The sequence below is a fragment of the Streptomyces sp. NPDC058678 genome, assembly GCF_042714835.1.
Taxonomy (GTDB): Bacteria; Actinomycetota; Actinomycetes; order Streptomycetales; family Streptomycetaceae; genus Streptomyces.
This window is the reverse complement of sequence record NZ_JBHXSG010000001.1, coordinates 601,314-616,648: the sequence shown is the minus strand read 5'-3', so window position 1 is coordinate 616,648 and position 15,335 is coordinate 601,314. Positions and strand designations below refer to the sequence as shown.

Below are 15,335 nucleotides of genomic sequence, written 5' to 3'. Positions count from 1 at the left end.
CTTCACCCCCGACCGTGTGCCTGGCGCGAGCGCCGGGCGACGGAGTCCAGGCCGACGGCGATGAGCAGGACCACGCCGGTGATGATGAACCGGTAGGAGGAGTCGAGGTTCAGCAGAGTCAGACCGCTGGAGATCGACTGGATGACCAGGACCCCGAGCAGGGCGGCGATGGCCGAGCCCCGGCCGCCGAACAGGCTGGTCCCGCCGATCACCGCCGCGGCGATGGCGTTGAGGTTGACGTCTCCGCTACCTGTGCTCTGGTTGGCCGCGGCCAGTCGCGAGGCGGCCAGGATGCCGCCGACCGCGGCCAGCGCGGAACACATGACGAACGCCGAGGTGTATACCCGCCGCACGTTGATGCCGGCCCTGCGGGACGCCTCGGCATTGCCGCCGACCGCGTAAAGCGATCGTCCGAACTTGGTGCGGGTCAGGACGTAGTTCATCACCAGCACCAGCGCGACGAAGAAGACGAACATCCAGGCGACACCGCGCGTGCGGTTCAGGTAGAAGACCGCGAGCAGCAGCCCGGCCAGCAGCAGAAGGGACTGCATAACCAGCCACTGCGGCGACGAGGACGACAGCCCGGCGTTGCGGCGGGTCCGGGCACGTACCCACCCGGTGGCCAGGAATCCGCCCGCGGCCGCCACCGCCAGTGCGTAGGCCAGCCAGGCGGGGACGAACCACAGTTGGGCGAACTTCACCAGGGTGGAGTCGTAGGGGAGGTTGATCGCGTTCTGCCCGCGCAGCAGCCACAGTTGTACGCCGAGGAACGCCAGCAGCCCGCCCAGGGTGACCACGAAGCTGGGCACGCCCACACGGTTGAGTACCTGGCCGTAGAGCCATCCGATCAGGCAGCCGCCGACCACGGCCGCGAGGACCGCCAGCCACATCGGCTGCTCGTTCTTGACCATGACGACGGCCGTGATCGCGGCCGACACACCGCTCACCGATCCCACGGAGAGGTCGATCTGGCCGACCAGCAGGACGCACACGATTCCCAGCGCGAGGACGCCCACCGGGACCATGTCGAAGGACAGGTTCACCAGGTTGGTGCTGGACAGGAACGTCGGATTCAGTAGCTGGAAGATCGTCCAGATCACCACGATGCCGCCGACGACGGGCAGCATGCCCAGGTCTCCGCCCCGAACGCGGCGGATCGTGGCCCTGATGCTGTCGGTGATGCCTTGCGGCGTTACAAGACGCTCATCCTGTAGGTCGGCGGCCGTTGCCACCGAGTCTTCGGTGATGGTCACAGCTCTTCCTTCTCTTCCTGCTTTTCCTCGGGGGAAGTCAGCCGGCCTGCGGCTCGCCGCGAGACCACGTTGTCGGTCGCTCCGGTGATCGCGGCGATGATCTCTTCGGAGGAGACGTCCTTGGCGTCGTACACACCGTTGTTGCGGCCCAGCCTCAGCACCGCGACCCGGTCGGCCACCGCCCGGACGTCCTCCATGTTGTGGCTGATCATCACCACGCCGAGTCCGTTGCCCTTGAGCCGCTCGACCAGGTTGAGGACCTCGGCCGTTTGCGCGACGCCCAGGGCGGCCGTCGGCTCGTCGAGCAGGACGATCTTCGGATTGCTCAGCAGGGATCGGGCGATCGCGACCGTCTGCCGCTGGCCGCCCGAGAGGGCGGCCACCGGGACACTGAGTGTGGGGATCTTCGCCGACAACTGTCGCAGCAACTCCCAGGAGCGCTTCTCCATGGCGACGTCGTCCAGCATCCAGGGCCGAAGTTCCTGGCCCAGGAACAGGTTCGCCTTGACGTCGAGGTTCTCGCACAGGGCGAGGTCCTGGAAAACGGTGGCTATGCCCATCGCATGGGCAAGGGCCGGTGAGCCGAGAGACACATTCTTGCCGTGTACGAAGATCTCCCCCGCGTCCGGGGTGTACACCCCGGACAGGATCTTCACCAGGGTGGACTTGCCGGCGCCGTTGTCCCCGACGACGGCGACCACCTCACCGGCCGCGACATCGAGCTCGATATCGGTCAGCGCGGCGACCGCACCGAAGTTCTTGCAGATTCCGCTCAGCGACAACACGGTGTCCGTGCCCGCACCGGTGACCGCGGTGCCTGTCATCGTGACCCTCTTTCCCTCGGAGACTTCAGACCGCTACTGGATGCCCAGGCGTCCGCAGTCGGCGGCGTACTGCGCGGTGCACACGTCCTTCGCCTTGAGCACTGCATCGGAGCCGAAGATGACCTCCTTGAGGTTCTTCTGTGTCACGACGGTCGGCTTGAACAGCTGCGACGGGGTGTTGAACAGCTTGGTGTCCGCCTTGGGCTCCTTGCCCTGCAGCAACTGGTGGGCCACGTCTGCGGCCGCCTCGGCGACGATCTTGATCGGCTTGGAGATGGTGTTGTACTGATCCCCCGCGATGATGCGCTGGATCGCTGCCAGCTCCGCGTCGTTGCCGGTGACCGGCGGAACCTTCACATCCGCGGCCTTGAAGGCCGCGATCGCTCCGCTGCCGGTGCCGTCGTTGGCCGCCACCACGCCGGCGATCTTGCCGCGGTACTGGGAGATCTGCCCGCTCGCCCACTGCTGGGCCTTCTCCGGCGCCCATCCCGGCGTGTCGTACTCGGCGAGCAGCTTGAACCCGCTGCCGTCGAGTCCGCTGTGGATGCCCTTCTTGATCAGTGCGGCGGCAGCGTCGGTGGGGGACCCGTTGATCTGGAGCACACCGCCCGTGGCCTTGGTCTCCTTCAGCTGATCGACCAGAGACTGGGCGATGGCCTTGCCGATCGCCTCGTTGTCGAACGACACATAGAAGTCCGCGGGCTTGTCGGGGATGGGTCGGTCGTAGGCGATCACCTTGACGCCCTGGGACTGTGCCGTCTGCACGATCGTGGCCGCCGCGGCCGAGTCCACCGGGTCGATCACGATCACCTTGGCGCCTTGGGCCATCGCGGAGTTCGCCTGCTGCTGCTGAAGCGAGGCGTCGGCGTTGGCGTTCTGGTAAAGCACGCTGCAGTCCGGGCACAGCTCGGCCATACGCTTCTTGAACAGCGGAGCGTCGTACTGCTCGTAGCGGGTGGAGGCCAGGTCGGGCATGAGGAACGCGACCTTGCCCGACTCTCCGTCCGCCTTGGCGGTCCCGGAGTTCCCGCCACTCGGTTCCTGAGCGCATGCGGTGAGAGCGCCCAGGGCGAGGATGCCGGCGAGAGCACCAATGGCCAGGTTTCTCATGTTCGACTCCTTGATCCAGGAACGTGTAGCTGCCGGTTGGCCGCAATGACGTAACGCACAAGAAACGCGTGGCTCCTGCGGGTGTCAACACATCCTGAGAACTGAACACCGATGTTTGATCCTTTGATCAGCATGGCTGTTCGTTCTCCTGGCGTGGGTGAACATCGGTATGCCATGCTCCCTCGGGGAGCGCGCCACAAACCCTGCTGTAACACGCTCGTCGCAGGTGTGGAGCGCGCAGTGCACGAGATGAAAGCACGACACAACGCGTATGTGTTCTGTTAACAGAAAGGGAACAGAGGGACTTCATGGAGGAAGACAAAGATCCGGCCACCGGCGAGGGCGGGCGAGGGCCGCGCGAGAGGCGGGAGCGGATCAAGAGCCGCGTCGTCGACGAAGGCTTCGTCCGCATCGAGCGGCTCGCCGACGAGCTGGGCGTGACACCGATGACCATCCGCCGGGATCTCGACTACCTGCAGGGCAAGGGGTGGCTGAGGAAAGTCCGCGGCGGGGCGACCGCACAACCGTCGACGGCGTTCCACGGCGACATACGGCACCGCACCCAATCCATGGCGCCGGCGAAGAGCGCACTCGCCCGTGCCGCACTTGGCCTAGTCAAACCCGGGCAGTCCCTCATCGTCGACGACAGCACCACCGCCCTCGCGCTCGCCGGACTGCTCTCGCAGCGCGCACCACTGACGGTCATCACCAACTTCGTACCCGTCATCCAGGTTCTCGCCGGCAGTCCGGGAATCGAGCTCATCTCACTTGGCGGCGCGTACTACCCCGCCTACGACGCATTCCTCGGCATCCGGACCATCGACGCGGTCAACAGTCTGCGTGCCGACACGCTGTTCGCCTCGACGACCGCGATCACCCGCGGCCACTGCTACCACCAGTCCCAGGAGACGGTGGGAGTGAAGCGCGCCCTGATGGAAGCCTGCGACCGCAAAATCCTTCTGGTCGACCACACCAAGTTCCAACGCCGCGGCCTTTACCAGCTCGCACCCGTCACCGCGTTCGACCTCGTCATTGTCGACGCCGGCATCTCGGCGTCAGAGCTCGACACACTGCAGGCCAGCGGTGTGGAAGTCCTCGTTGTCGACACGGGGTGAAATCCGGCTCGCGTGCGGCGTGGACCGGGCCGCGACCGCCACCGGCGTCGTGCGCGGGTGCCGTCACGATGCCGTCTGTGCATGGTCATGGCTGCGAACTCCCGACGTCTCAGCGCAGCTCCTGGATGCGGGTCAGGTCGCCGGCGGATCATGGACGGCGCAGTCGCGAACGCCGTAGGGCCACACGGTCGGCTCCCGGACGACCTCGGCGCCGGACTGCGGCCATGCGAAGCCGCCCCCTCGGCCAACAGACGCTACGACAACAAGGCTTACGTCTTCCACGGCACCGTGACCACCGCGTCGGTCCGCTTACGGCTCCAGCCATGATCCGGCCGGAGAGCTCCTAGTCGGTCAACTTGTCGGGAGGTTCCGGCCCGGTCGCCCGCGCCGCGCACGCGACTTCCGCAGGTTGGCGGCGTTGCCGCAGGTGCGCACGTCGTGCCACACACCGCTGGTGTTGCGGGAGCTGTCCCAGAAGGCCACCGCACACAGCGGATTACGGCACAGCTTCAAGCGGCGCCACGTTCCGGCGAGTTGGGCGTCGTAGATCGCCAGAAGTACCCGTTGACCGAGAGCGGGAATGCCCACTGAGCCCGGTACGAATCTCACGGTCCCGTCGGCTTCGAATCGAACCCTGACGGCTGATTCGACGGCTGCCGGCCTGGTGCCCTCGTTGTGATCCGGGTCGTGGTCGCGGTCGACCAACGACCGCCGTATGGCGTCACGCAGCGCCCGGAGATCGCCCACGCCTGGGCTGTCGCCCGCGATCCCGTAGGCGCCCAGCCACCGCGCCGCGGTATCCGGCGCGTCCAGAAGGTCCGGAACATCGCCACCGGCCTTCGGGATGGAAGCGGTGTTCAGCAGGTCCTGAACGATCCGCAGCTCACCAGGCGCCATCGCGACGCCAAACCGGTCGTTGCCGTCGGTGCCCGCATGCGTGGCACCGATGTCTGCATCGTCTTGCCCGCCTTTCTCCATGACAGAAGCGTACACGCTTTGTATGTGCCACGTCGGGGCACGTGACGTGAAGCTGCGAACGCCCAAGCCTTGTAATGACGCAAGCAAAAACCGTACGGTTATGTCACTTCAACGGAAAGGATCGACTGTGATCACCTATCCGGACAGAGGGAACCCCGGCCTACGGCGGACGGACAATGCGCCCGCATCCGCAGCGAGCGGCATGGTCGAGGGCCCGGCCGCGACGCACTTCGCGGGCACCGACTACCAAAAGCATGTCCCGCGGCGGGAGAATCTCGCTGCGGCCGGCGGACAGGCGGAAACCCGATGAGCAGCACCGATCTTCGCTATGAGGTCTTCGTCTCGGACATGGTGCCGGTTGCGACTCCACCACGACCGGACGACGGGCCGTCGCTCTGGTCATCGCTGTCCCACGCGCTCATCTACGGGAAGAACGAGGCGCTGCTGACCGACCCGCCGCTCACCCGCGAGCAGGCCGACACGCTCATCAAATGGGTGGAAAGCCACGATGTGGTTCTGCGCTACATCTACCTCACCCACGCTCACTTCGACCACTTCGCGACCACGAATTACCTGCTCCGCCGGTTCCCGGACGTGACGGTTGTCGCGAGCGACGCAGTGCTTGCCCGCATCACCCGCGAGACACCTGGCGGGGTGTTTCCCGACACGCTCAGGAACATCTTCGGCGACGTCCTTCCCGAGCCTCCGGTGACTGTCCAGGGTTCCGTGTTCCCCGCCGGCGGGCTGCTCCTCGACGGGCACGAGCTCCTCGCGCACGAGGTCGGCCACTCCGACACCGACGACACCAGCGTGCTGCACGTCCCCTCACTGGACCTGGTCATAGCCGGTGATGTCGTCTACAACAACGTGCACCAGTACCTCGGAGAAGGCCGAGACGGCGGCGTGGACGCGTGGCATCAGGCCCTCGACAAGGTCGCCGCCCTGAAGCCGCGGTTCGTGGTGGCCAGTCACAAGGACATCCAACGCGGAAATCCAGCGTCGGACATTGAAGAAACGCGGCGCTATCTCGACGTCGCCGCTGTCGTCCTCAAGCAGGCCACGACTCCCGCGGAATACTTCGACGCGATGAAGCAGCGCTATCCCGAGCGTGTGAACCCGTGGGCAATCTGGCTCAGTGCCCTTCAACTGTTCGGCAACTGACCGCCAACACCGGCCTGTGCACGGCGGGGAAGGCGGCAGGCGGCGTCTTCCCTGCTCACGGCACGGTAGTGAAACGCGGCAACTGGCTGGGCCTTACCAGTAGATGTCGGAGTTACCAAACACTGCGGAGGCGCGTCAGATCGGCCGGAGATCCCCTCACGCCACTGGGCCGGGCATCAGTACAACGAACGTCAGGCCGTTCCAACGGCATCCGATCAAGCTCAGGACTCGAGGGCCCTTGCGACGAAGTCCTTGTGGTTCTGAAAGATTCCTCCTTCGGACAGGCCGTACCCCTCGACCAGCGGGAACCCGTACCGGGCCTCGAACCGGGTCAGCACCTCGGCGGAGGTGGGTGCGGCGCCGCAGACTGCGAACCGCAGCGACGAGGTGTCGGGCCGGACGTCGTCCGGGAATGCCGCGAGCATGCTGTAGATCGTCGGGAACGCGCTGAAGAAGGTGGGGCGCTCCTGCTCGACGAGGTCGAAGAAGGTGCGGGGATCGAAGCGGCCCGCGATGACGACGCTCGCGCCCACGAGCAGCGGCAGAAGGACGCTGACCACGATGCCGTTGACATGGAAGAGCGGCAGGATCAGCAGGCACCGGTCGGCCGGCCCGACCTCCAGCGCCCGGCGCCCCATCTCCACCATGGCGTCGATGGTGGCGTGGTCGAGCATCACGCCCTTGGGCACCCCGGTCGTACCGCTGGTGTAGATGAGCAGGGCCAGCGTGGCCGGGTCCAGAAGCGGGGGTTGATCCGGCTCCGTTGTTCCTTCGTACAGTTCACCGATCGCGAGCACGGCGACATCGTGCGCCATCACGGCCGTACCGTCCTCGACCACCAGCAGGCGCGCACCGGAGTCCTGGAGCTGCCGGACCACTTCGACGTCGGTCATGCTCGGGTTGACCGGTGTGACGCTGGCGCCGAGCCGCCAGGCAGCGAACAGCAGCACCACGAACTCGACGCGGTTCGTCAGCTGGAGGGCGACGACGTCACCGGGACCGATCCCGAGGTCCTGGAGCTGACGCGCCGCCATGCGGACCCGGTTCAGCAGTTGCGTGTTGGTGAGGGACCGGTACCCGTCGGAGACCGCGGCCCCATGGGGGTCGAGCTCGGCGCGACGGTCGGGCAGGGAAGCGAAATTCATTAGAGGGCGTACCTGTCTCGGTGTGATGCGATCCGGTCAGGGAGTCTGCACGGCGGGCGCCGGGTGCAGCCGGCGGACGAGGAACTCGGTCTGGTCGCGCACCAGTTCAGCGTGTAATGACGTTGCAAGGACGGACGCGTGTATCCGAAACGGCACGGCACGGCACGGCACGTGCGATGTGTACTGAGGAACTGGAGGTGGAGATCAGTTGCAGGCGCTGACCAGGGGCCGTAGCGCGACCGCTACGACCCCTGAGGCCGTCAGAACATCGTGTTGTCGTTGGCGGCGGTCTCCGGCACGTCCTGCACGGCGTCCCAGTGTTCGACGATCTTTCCGTCCCTGACCCGGAAGAGGTCGATGACCGCCCGGCCGCGCTCGCCCGGGGTCTCGACGTAGTGGCTGTGGACGGCCACCAGGTCGCCCTCGGCGATGATCCGCTTCGGGGTGATCGTCAGCTGCGGGAACTGCTCGAAGTACGCGCCCGCTCCGGCCTTCACACCGGCCACGCCGTCAGGGAAGTTCGGGCTGTGCTGGTGGTACTCGGGGCCCACGTAGGTGTCGATGGCGGTCAGGTCCTTTCGGACCAGGAGCTGGTCGACGAACGCGGTGACCAGCTTCTTGTTGTAGGCGGTGAACCACCGCTCCCCTGGCCCCTCGACCTGCGGCCGGGAGAGGGTCGAGAACATGTCGTTGCCGTTGGCCGTGGCCTCCGGCACCTCCTGGAGGATGTCCCAGTGCTCGGCGATCTTCCCGTCCTGGAAGCGGAAGATGTCAAAGACGGCCATCCCGGGGGTGCCGGGAACCAGGACGCCGCGGGAGTGCAGGAGCACCAGGTCGCCCTCGGAGATGACTCGCAGCACGTCGAACGTGGCGTCCGGGAACTGCTCTCGCATGCCGGCGCCGAAGGCCTTCATGGCCTCGGGGCCGTCAGGGGCAAGAGGGTTGTGCTGGATGTAGTCCGGCCGCACGTGGCGCTCGACGACAGTCGTGTCGCCCCCGTCGAACACAGTCCTGAGGACTTGGGCGGCGACCTGCGTCTTCACCGTCCCTTCCACGGTCAGCACGATCTTGCCGGTGGTGCGGCCGGTCTCGCCGAGGGCGTGGGCCTTGGCCGCCTCGGCGAGCGGGAACGTCGCCGCGACATGCGCGCGCAGGGCACCGGCTTCGACGAGATCCGCGATGGCTCGCATGCCCACGCGGTCGGCCTCGACGAGGAGGACCTCGTAGCGGATGCCCCGCTCGGCCATGCCGACCAGTTCATCGGGGTCGACGGGCACCGGCAGGATCGAGACGAGGGTGCCGCCCGGACGCAGCACGGCGAGGGAGCGGGCGCGGGCCGCGGTGTCCAGCGAGACCGAGTCGAGGACCACGTCGACGTCCTTTACGGCCTCGGTGAAGTCGACCGCGTGGTAGTCGATGGCCTCGTCCACCCCCAGGGACCGCAGAAAGTCGTGCTTGGCGGCACTCGCGGTGCCGATGACGTACGCGCCGCGGGACTTGGCGATCTGGACGGCGAGATGGCCGACGCCGCCGGCCGCCGCGTGGATGAAGACGCGCTGCCCGGGCTGGACGTCGGCGGTGTCGACGAGGGCCTGATAGGCGGTCAGGGCCGCGAGCGGCAGAGCGCCGGCTTGGACGTGGTCGATATCGGCGGGCTTGTGCACGAAGGCGCGGGCGGGGCCGGTCACGTACTCGGCGTGGGAGCCGACGCCGTGGGGGTAGGGCAGCATGCCGAAGACCTCGTCGCCCGGCTTGAACAGGGTGACGCCGGTGCCGACGGCCTCGACGACTCCGGAGACGTCCCAGCCCAGGATGAGGGGCAGCCCGCTGGCGGTCATGGGCTGGGCCCGGTTCCACCAGTCGGTCGGGTTGACGCCGGCCGCACGGACGGCGATCAGGATCTCACTCAACCCCGGTTCTGGCCGGGGCAGTTCGACCTCCTTGAGCACCTCGGGGGAACCGTGGGAGTCCTGGCGGATGGCGCGCATCGTGGCGGTACCGGGATTCGTCATGCGTCCAGCGTCGCCGCCCGCCACCCTCAGGCGCCATGGCATGAATGCCAACTTTCAACGGGATCCTGCCAGGGCGTACGTCGTCGATCCATAGGGTCGGTCGCAACCCAGGCTCGCCGCGTTCGGCGACTTCCGGTTGACCAGCCCACGAGGAAGCGGTGGCAATGACTGAAGAGCCTGGCAGAACGTGCATGCAGGCGAACTGGTGGGGCTGGCACTCCAAGGTCGACTGGCCGGCTCCCGCCTTGCCTGACGACGTCCCGCCTTCGGTCCCACCTGATCATCTGAGCCATCGGGCTTCTGGAGGGAGCGGACGCGTGAAAAGCAGTGCTCAGAGTTCCGGCGCCAGTCCCCGGAACCCTGAGCACGTCGTCATCAGAACATGGTGTTGTCGTTGGCGGAGGTCTCCGGCACTTCCTGCGTGGAATCCCAGTGCTCGACGATCTTTCCGCCCCGCACCCGGAAGATGTCCACGATGGCCCGGCCGCGCTCGCCCGGCGTGTTGACGTAGTGGCTGTGGATGGCCACCAGGTCGCCCTCGGCGATGACCCGCTTCGGAGTGATGCTCAGCTGCGGGAACTGTGCGAAGTAGGCGCCCAGCCCGGCCTTCACACCTGCCACGCCGTCGGGGACATTCGGGCTGTGCTGGTGGTACTCGGAGCCCACGTACGCGTCAATGGCGGACAGGTCCTTCCTCACCAGGAGCCGGTCGACGAATGCCGTGACCAGCTTCTTGTTGTACGCGGTGAGCCGCGCGGGACCCGGAGCCTCGGTCTGCGGTCGGCTGATGGTGGAGAACATGTCGTTGCCGTTGGCAGTGGTCGCCGGCACAGCCTGCAGCACGTCCCAGTGCTCGGCGATCTTCCCGCCCTGGAAACGGAAGATGTGGCCTTCGGCGATCCCGCGGGTACCAGGACTCGGGACGACGTTGGAGTGCACGAACACCAGGTCACCCTCGGAGATGACCCGCTTGACGTTGAACGCGGTTTCCGGGTACTGCTGGCGCCAGGCGGCACCGAACGCCTTGAATGTCTCGGCGCCATCGGGGGCCAGCGGGTTGTGCTGGATGTAGTCCGGTCGCACGTAACGGTCAATGACAGTCATGTCCCCTCGTTCGAACACACCCTTGAGGACCTGGACGGCGACCGCCTTCTGGTAGTCGAGCCGGGCGCTCTCGCCATATCGGACGCCGGGGGTCTCCGCCGCTCGACCGTGGCCGGGAACCTTCGGAGGGGCGGCGGAAGCAACGGCGGGCACGGCGGCGGCACCGGTAAGAGCGACGGCCATGAGTGCGGCGGCGAGGGTACGGCGGCGGGCGGATGCGGTGGTGTTCACGGGGCTCTCTTTTCCGAACTCGGCGGGACCGTAGGCGGGTTGATCAGCGGGCCGCCTGGTGGTGGTGTTGGTCATGTGTCGAGCCTGGCTGCCGCCGCCGCACGCTACAATGGCACGAATGCCAACTTTCGACGGGATCACGCCATGACATCTGCTCACCGAGTCGTCGTTCTGGCCATCGACGGGGTGTACCCCTTCGAACTGGGCATTCCCAGCCGGGTCTTCGGGGCCGCAGGCGGCCGCTACGAGGTCCTCACCTGCAGCGTCGACGGCCGCCCGGTCCGCACCAACTCCGACTTCTCGATCGCCGTCGAGCACGGCCCTGAGGTGCTGCGCACCGCCGACACCGTCGTCATCCCGCCCTTCGTGACCAACCCCCTGCCCCGGGAAGTGCCGCAAGCCGTGGTCCAGGCGCTTGCATCCGTGGCTCCGGGCACCCGCCTCGTATCGATCTGCTCCGGCGCCTTCGTCCTCGCCGCAGCCGGTCTCCTCGAAGGTCGGCCGGCCACCACTCACTGGGTGGTCGCGGACCTCTTCCGCGCCAGCTTCCCCCAGGTCGCACTGGACCCCGACGTCCTTTTCGTCGACGACGGAGATGTGCTGACCTCGGCCGGTGCCGCCTCCGGGCTCGACGTCTGCCTGCACATCATCCGCAAGGATCACGGCAGTGCGGTCGCCAACCAGGTGGCCCGTATGTGTGTCGTCCCGCCGTGGCGTGAGGGAGGGCAGGCGCAGTACATCCAGCACCCGGTGCCCGAGGCCACCGGCAGCGGAACGGCCACCGCCCGCCAGTGGGCCCTGGAGAACCTCCATGAGCCCATGACTCTGACGGACCTCGCCGAGCACTCCCACATGAGCCTGCGCACCTTTGCCCGCCGATTCACCGAAGAGGTGGGCATGAGCCCGGGACGCTGGCTGATCCAGCAGCGCGTCGACCGGGCACGGCACCTCCTGGAGACCACCGATCTGCCGGTGGACGAGATCGCCGGCCAAGTCGGCTTCGCCGGCGGCACATCGCTACGGGAGCACCTGCATGCCGCCATCGGCGTCTCACCGCTCGCCTACCGGCGCACCTTCCGCGGCGCCCTGTCCCCCACGCACTGAGCGCCACTACACGTGCCGATCCGCGAGCGCGGCGATGAAACGGCGCACCGCTTGAACCCACGCCGCACACATGCCTGGCCATAGCCCGCTGCCGCGAGGCCGCAAAGGCGACAGCCCCGCTACCCGGCCACTTCTTGTTGATGGACTGAGTCCGCCGACGGCAACGATGGACCCCAGAAATGACGGCCTACTTGCCATCCACGGATCGACCATTTAATATTACGCACGTAATCTAATCGGCCTTCAGCCCTACGCTGATCACACCGACTGCCGACTGCATCAAGGCGCAAGGTAGGCACCCCGAAGTCCTGCCGACGAGGCGAACATCGGCCACCACACACAGCGCGCCTCACTCGCCCTCACCGCCGAAGGCATCCCCGTCGATGCCGATGCTCGGTGCCCCACGCCCGCGCCGTCGCGCCATCGACGCGAGGGCAGCGGCGCGGCAGGACGCCGAGGACCACTCAACCGTCGTCAGGCCCCCAAGCCGTGACCGCGCCGACCGTCGACCCGTGGGCCTCACGCGTCCGCACGAGGCGCCCCGCCTTTCCACAACCGGGCCTTCGGCACGAGATCCGCAAACCAAAAAGACAGCCGACTGACGCGCGCCCCAACAGACCAGATTTCACAGGCACATCGGGCACAGAGGAGAACAACATCATGAGTACCTATCTGGCGGACAAGGCCGAGGACCTGTCCGTGGAAGGCGCTTCCGCGACGTTCACCTACCGGCGGATGGGGCCACCGGGCGGCGTCCCCCTGGTCCTGGTGAGCGGCTTCCGCGGGACCATCGACTCTTGGGACCCGGAGTTCCTGGATCTCCTGGCCGCCGACCACGACGTGATCCTCTTCGACAACGTCGGGATCGGCTACACGCCCGGCGAACCGCGCGACTCCGTCGAAGGATTCGCCGACGGCGCCATCGAATTCATCGAGGCCCTCGGCCTGGCGCAGGTCGATCTGGTCGGATGGTCCATGGGCGGCTTCGTAGCCCAGCACGTGGTGCTGCGGCGGCCCGACCTCGTCCGCAGACTGGTCGTGGCGGGCAGCAGTCCCGGCCGGGTGCCCGGGGCGCAGCCCTTGCCGGAGAAGGTGCAGGGCATCATGGCCAAGCCCGACGCCGGCGCGGACGACATGCTCTACCTGTTCTTCCCCGAGACCGACGCGGGCCGCGCCGCCGGGGTCGAGCACCTCACCAAGGTCTCGACACGACTGGCCGCCGGGGGCCCTGCGGTGTCCGAGACGGCGGCGATGCGTCAACGCGAGGCCATCGCCAAGTACATGGCGGTTCCGTTCGAGCAGGTACAGGCGAACCTGGAGGCCATCAAGCAGCCCGTCCTGTACGCCAACGGCGTCCGCGACGTGATAGCCCCCGCCCTTGCCTCCTACGTCGCCGTCCAGCACCTCGACTCGGCCACCCTGGTCCTTTACAGCGACGCCGGCCACGCCTTCCTGTTCCAACACGTCAAGGCCTTCACCACCGAAGTGGCCAACTTCCTCGCCGGCTGACACGCCGACCGAAACGTCGCCACGCGACTCGGGCGGCAGACCGATGACATCGGATCAGGGACACCTACTGGCCGTGCGAAGTGCCGCCTGATCCGACTGCCGATCATCACCGCCGAGCGCCCCCCGGTCCAAGAACCGCGGCGTGCTTACCGAACATTTCTCCTGGCAGTGGATCTTCTGGGTGAACGTCCCGATCAGCCTGGCCCTGATTCCTCTGGCCCTGCTGCGCCTGAACGAGGGCCACGGCCCCACCCGAGCCTGGACCTGACTGGAACCGTGCTGGCCAGCGGCGGCCTGTTCGGCATCGTCTACGCCCTGGTCCGCGGCAATGCCAAGGGCTGAACCAGCACCCCGGTACTCGGCGGCCTGTCGGCGGCGCCCTCCTGCTCGCCGCCTTCGTCGCCTGGGAACTGTGCACCAAGCACCCGATGCTGCCGATGCGCCTGTTCCGTCACCCCTCCTTCAGCGCCATCAACGCCTCGAAGAGCCCCAGCGCCCGAAGGGCCACCGGCTTCGGCCCCCTCAATACGGCTGCGGCGCTCGACGGCCCGGCCACCCGAGGAGTTACGGGCCGCCGCCAACGTGCGCCGCAGCTGCACCACCTCGTACCCCGACGTTCTGCGCCGAGTTCAAGGGAGTTGGCCGCCGCACAAGCATCGCTCTGTGTACGTCGACAGTGAGGAGCGATGAGAGGGAGGAGAGAGGAGACATCGGTACATCGGTGCCGGGCCGAACTCTCGTCGGCGCCGGTCGCCGCCGAGGATCACGCTTGAGAGGGAGGTACCGGGAAGAGCATGCAGCTGCTGGTGGCGTGGGCGAGGAGACGGTCCTCGGCGTCGACCAACTGGGCCTGAGCGAGGGCGGTTTGCCAGCCCTTACTGATGACCGTGCCGATGGCTCGCACCGGGCCGGTGTCCACGGTGACCCGTCGCAGGAACTTCACCGTCAGGTCGAGCGAGGTGGTCGCCATGCCCTGCGGGAGGGTCGACTGGACAGCGCTACTAGCCGCCGAGTCGAGCAGGGTGGCGAAGATGCCGCCGTGAACGCTGCCGATCGGGTTGTAGTGCTCCTCCCCCGGCGTCAACGAGAAGACCACTCTGCCGGGCTCCACCTCGTCCAGGGCGAAGTCGATGGTGTAGTTGATGGGCGGGCCTGGCAGTCGCCCCGCACGCAACTCGCGCAAAAAGTCGATGCCGGCCATGCTCCCGGCGGCCTGTGCCAGTGCCTCGGGGTCTTCCCATTGATACGTACGCGTTCGCCCCACGGTCCAGCGCCCTTCCCTCTGAACTGTCAGCTGACTTTCCCAAGTGAAGCTAGCTTCCGCAAACCTGACTGTCAATCATTGAGTCAGGTCCCATGCGATGGCGGGATGGAGTGGCTCGAGGCGAGCACCGAGAACTGCCCAGTCCAGCGCACGCTCGACGTGATCGGGGAGAAATGGACGTGCTGATCCTGCGTGACGCCGTCAACGGCGTACGCCGCTTCGACGACGCGTCGTTCGTGGTGAACGGCTTGCCGCACCCTTCACACACGGTGCCGCTCAGGCCCACCTCGCGACCGCATGCCGTGTGGATCTGGCGGACGGCGACTTCTTCCCCGGGCTCTTTGCACCAGGTCTCGCCCCATGCACGTAGGGCGAGCAGCACCGGGGCGAAGGCTTCGCCCTTGTCGGTGAGGTGGTACGCGTAGCGGCGGGGCCTTTCGCTGTAGGCGCGGCGTTCGAGCATGCCATCAGCCTCCAGCCGCTTGAGACGGTTGGTCAGCATCTGCGGGGACGCCAGGGTCTGCG

The 15,335-nt window shown here is 67.1% G+C and carries 11 protein-coding genes and 5 pseudogenes; 6 read left to right on the top strand and 10 right to left on the bottom strand.

Annotation, left to right across the window (positions count from 1 at the left end; all coding sequences use genetic code 11):
- Positions 1-2 precede the first annotated feature (2 nt).
- From ACFWWR_RS02670 to ACFWWR_RS02660, 3 genes are all read right to left on the bottom strand, one after another.
- Entirely contained in the window at positions 3-1,127 is a 1,125-nt protein-coding gene (locus tag ACFWWR_RS02670; protein ID WP_383861742.1) for a sugar ABC transporter permease, read from the bottom strand.
- 122 nt (positions 1,128-1,249) lie between these two features.
- Positions 1,250-2,077 carry an ATP-binding cassette domain-containing protein gene (locus ACFWWR_RS02665; protein ID WP_383861672.1) on the bottom strand — a complete coding sequence of 276 codons (828 nt, stop codon included), beginning with the start codon at positions 2,075-2,077 and terminating at the stop codon, positions 1,250-1,252.
- A gap of 33 nt (positions 2,078-2,110) precedes the next feature.
- Positions 2,111-3,187 (bottom strand): sugar ABC transporter substrate-binding protein, encoded by a 1,077-nt coding sequence (locus ACFWWR_RS02660; RefSeq protein WP_383861669.1) that lies wholly within the window; start codon positions 3,185-3,187, stop codon positions 2,111-2,113.
- Positions 3,188-3,495: 308 nt separating this feature from the next.
- Between ACFWWR_RS02660 and ACFWWR_RS02655 the strand changes: the two genes are divergently transcribed.
- Complete coding sequence (locus tag ACFWWR_RS02655; protein WP_383861666.1) at positions 3,496-4,302, top strand: DeoR/GlpR family DNA-binding transcription regulator; 807 nt, start codon at positions 3,496-3,498, stop codon at positions 4,300-4,302.
- 351 nt (positions 4,303-4,653) lie between these two features.
- Here the strand turns inward: ACFWWR_RS02655 and ACFWWR_RS02650 are convergent, their stop codons facing one another.
- Positions 4,654-5,280, bottom strand: coding sequence for a CGNR zinc finger domain-containing protein (locus ACFWWR_RS02650; RefSeq protein WP_383861663.1), 627 nt, complete (start codon positions 5,278-5,280; stop codon positions 4,654-4,656).
- A 306-nt stretch (positions 5,281-5,586) separates the two neighbouring features.
- Between ACFWWR_RS02650 and ACFWWR_RS02645 the strand changes: the two genes are divergently transcribed.
- On the top strand, positions 5,587-6,441 hold the full coding sequence (locus ACFWWR_RS02645) for an MBL fold metallo-hydrolase (RefSeq protein ID WP_383861660.1): 855 nt from the start codon (positions 5,587-5,589) through the stop codon (positions 6,439-6,441).
- Between the two features lie 221 nt (positions 6,442-6,662).
- On the opposite strand, the gene ACFWWR_RS02640 is transcribed toward ACFWWR_RS02645, so the two are convergent.
- The 4 genes and pseudogenes from ACFWWR_RS02640 to ACFWWR_RS02625 form a co-directional block, all read right to left on the bottom strand.
- Positions 6,663-7,586: a class I adenylate-forming enzyme family protein gene (locus ACFWWR_RS02640; protein ID WP_383861657.1), complete on the bottom strand. Its 924-nt coding sequence runs from the start codon at positions 7,584-7,586 to the stop codon at positions 6,663-6,665.
- A gap of 260 nt (positions 7,587-7,846) precedes the next feature.
- Positions 7,847-8,605: pseudogene (locus ACFWWR_RS02635) on the bottom strand (nuclear transport factor 2 family protein); the annotation flags it as partial.
- Positions 8,606-8,635: 30 nt separating this feature from the next.
- Positions 8,636-9,574: pseudogene (locus ACFWWR_RS02630) on the bottom strand (NADP-dependent oxidoreductase); the annotation flags it as partial.
- A gap of 399 nt (positions 9,575-9,973) precedes the next feature.
- The gene (locus tag ACFWWR_RS02625) at positions 9,974-10,885 is read right to left on the bottom strand and encodes a nuclear transport factor 2 family protein (RefSeq protein ID WP_384301596.1); all 912 of its coding nucleotides are present in this window, start codon (positions 10,883-10,885) and stop codon (positions 9,974-9,976) included.
- A gap of 192 nt (positions 10,886-11,077) precedes the next feature.
- Here ACFWWR_RS02625 and ACFWWR_RS02620 point away from each other — a divergent pair, with 192 nt between their 5' ends.
- The 3 genes and pseudogenes from ACFWWR_RS02620 to ACFWWR_RS02610 form a co-directional block, all read left to right on the top strand.
- Positions 11,078-12,037: a GlxA family transcriptional regulator gene (locus tag ACFWWR_RS02620; protein ID WP_383861651.1), complete on the top strand. Its 960-nt coding sequence runs from the start codon at positions 11,078-11,080 to the stop codon at positions 12,035-12,037.
- Between the two features lie 660 nt (positions 12,038-12,697).
- On the top strand, positions 12,698-13,546 hold the full coding sequence (locus ACFWWR_RS02615; RefSeq protein ID WP_383861648.1) for an alpha/beta fold hydrolase: 849 nt from the start codon (positions 12,698-12,700) through the stop codon (positions 13,544-13,546).
- A 139-nt stretch (positions 13,547-13,685) separates the two neighbouring features.
- Positions 13,686-14,028 (top strand): annotated as a pseudogene (locus tag ACFWWR_RS02610) (MFS transporter); the annotation flags it as partial.
- Between the two features lie 281 nt (positions 14,029-14,309).
- Here ACFWWR_RS02610 and ACFWWR_RS02605 read toward each other — a convergent pair.
- Entirely contained in the window at positions 14,310-14,810 is a 501-nt protein-coding gene (locus tag ACFWWR_RS02605; protein ID WP_384301560.1) for a PaaI family thioesterase, read from the bottom strand.
- Positions 14,811-14,915: 105 nt separating this feature from the next.
- On the opposite strand from ACFWWR_RS02605, the pseudogene ACFWWR_RS02600 reads away from it, so the two are divergent.
- Positions 14,916-15,037: pseudogene (locus ACFWWR_RS02600) on the top strand (winged helix-turn-helix transcriptional regulator); the annotation flags it as partial.
- A gap of 122 nt (positions 15,038-15,159) precedes the next feature.
- Here ACFWWR_RS02600 and ACFWWR_RS02595 read toward each other — a convergent pair.
- Positions 15,160-15,312, bottom strand: a pseudogene (locus ACFWWR_RS02595) (winged helix-turn-helix transcriptional regulator); the annotation flags it as partial.
- Positions 15,313-15,335: the final 23 nt, after the last annotated feature.